The organism is uncultured Corynebacterium sp. (assembly GCF_902489365.1).
GTDB lineage: Bacteria > Actinomycetota > Actinomycetes > Mycobacteriales > Mycobacteriaceae > Corynebacterium.
In genome coordinates this window covers 1-2,058 of record NZ_CABTZR010000161.1, presented here as the reverse complement: position 1 = coordinate 2,058, position 2,058 = coordinate 1, and the positions used below count along the sequence as shown (strand labels likewise).

Sequence of the window (2,058 nt, the reverse complement as noted above, 5' to 3'; positions counted from 1 at the left end):
ACTCCATCGACGCTGACGCTTAGTGACGGCCCCCCGGCCTGCACCGCCCGGCCCTGTATGACGCTGGCGGGGTCGAGCTGCCCCGGCTGGGCAGGCTTACGCAGGCGGGCGAAGAGCCCACGGCGCGGCGCTGCGTCCGCCTCAAAGCTCGTCACCGCCTTCGCCGCCACTATGCCTGGCGCGTCAGTCATGGGTACGAGCTTTGCCCCGAAGACATCCTTCTCACGGTCGGCGCGCAGCAGCACGGCATCGTCGACGATGATCTCTCCTGTGATCTCTTCGTTCGACCATTCCGCAATCGTTGCCGAACCAGCCACGGCAAGGCCCGCATCATTACGGATAAGCGGCACCGGCTTGACCGGTGCGGTCAGGGCGAAGGAGAGCGCCTCCTCGACAACCGCGACCTGGTCGCCGAGACCCTGTCCCGTTTCGCTCGATTTCAAGCCCCAATTCATCGCCGCGGTGGAGTTCTCCCCGGTGGGGACGTAGCCCACCTCGGCCCACAAGAAATCCGCCCGCATCATGCGGGTCAGCACGGTACTAAGCGCGGCATCGTTGCCGATGACCACGATGCGCAGTGTTTCGTTCAAGAACGGGGCTTGGGGTGCTGGTCCCGGTGCGCCGAGATGGCTCACGTCCGGCTGCGCGGCAATCTCATCCAGCGATGGGGTGGGGTCCTCCGGCAGGATTTCCTTGGCCAGTGCATCGATAGCCTTCAGCTCTTGCCGGCTGGGAACCTCCGCGACGCGGAAGTGCTCGATACGTATTCCGTGCCGGGCAGTCTCAGTGAGTGCAGTGGTATGAGCGTCGGTGAGGTGGCCGCCGCAGTCTAAAAGTGCACAGATCATACAAGAAGCATAGAAGCGTCGGCAGAGCTTGGCTAAAAAGCTCCTTCAGCGACGTACAAGGAGCGGAGCTTTCCCCAGAAAAGTAGTGGACGTCACATGTCACCAGTAGGCTCCAAGGCAACGTCAAACTTCCTAACACTCAACTCTTTCCTAATACTCGACTCTTCTTTGTCTAACTGCTGGAGGTAACCACCATGTCCGCTCGTATGACAACCATTGCGCTTGTTTCCACCGCTGGTCTCTTGATGAGCTCGTGTAGCTTCATCGGCGGTTCGCTAACTGAAACCGAGGAGCCGGCATTCACCGAGGCTGCCGCGAAGTCGACGACGAGCTCTGCGACGACTACTTCTTCGAAGGCCACCTCGACGTCCAGCAGCGCAACCTCCTCAAGCACCGATGTCAACTGTGACGAGAAGAAAGAACTCGAGGACACCGAACTCAGTAAGGTCCTAGAGAATAAAGAAGCCTACGTGAAAGGCTCCACCGCGAAATTTGAAGACGTGAGCGTCGGTGAGGACAAATATGACCCCTGCAAATTCCTCAGCTACGTGGTGCTGGAAGGTGAGTTTGATGGGGAGGATGTCAAAGTCCCCGTCTTCTTCTCCAAGGGTGAACTCAAGGACGAGGACGCCCTTTACATCACATCCTCTTCTTTAGAGGTGGAAGAGGATGGTGAAGGCTATACCTATGAGTCCAAGACCGATGGCGACATCGTCGGTGTCGAGGGCAAAGTAAACAAGCGTCCGGGCGCCGAAGCCACGTCCATGGAAAACTCCTTCGATGGCGTGAACTCCGACATATTCTTCATTGACGTCAAGTCAGAGCCCACCGACTCTGCGGACCTAGCTGAGGATGAAGAAGATCTCCGCGGCGAAGAACTCTTCACTATTTCCGCCGATGGCTGGAATATGGTCTGCGGAATCATTGAGGAAAACAACGCCATCGACTGTGCGCATGGCGATGGCGGCAGCTGGACCATCAAGGGCGGCAATACCCCAATGCCAGAGGGGATGGAATTTAACTTGGTGACCTTCCTGCCGATGGAGCACAGCACTGAGTTCACCCAGTATGACGACGAAATCCCATCTAACGGCACGAAGATTGAGGGCAACGGGCTCTACCGAATTGGCATCGGTGATGTTGAAGCCCAGATTGCGGTTGTCGACGACGGCATCATCGTCAGCACCCCAGACAAGTCGCGCCTGATGTT

General features: G+C 58.0%; 2 protein-coding genes. One reads left to right on the top strand and one right to left on the bottom strand.

All coding sequences use genetic code 11. From position 1 onward, the window contains the following. On the bottom strand, nucleotides 1–848 hold an 848-nt coding region (locus RDN59_RS12140; protein WP_308608057.1), incomplete at its 3' end, for a hypothetical protein. Nucleotides 849–1,042: 194 nt separating this feature from the next. On the opposite strand from RDN59_RS12140, the gene RDN59_RS12135 reads away from it, so the two are divergent. Continuing rightward, a partial coding sequence (locus tag RDN59_RS12135; protein ID WP_308608056.1) for a hypothetical protein occupies nucleotides 1,043–2,058 on the top strand: 1,016 nt, incomplete at its 3' end.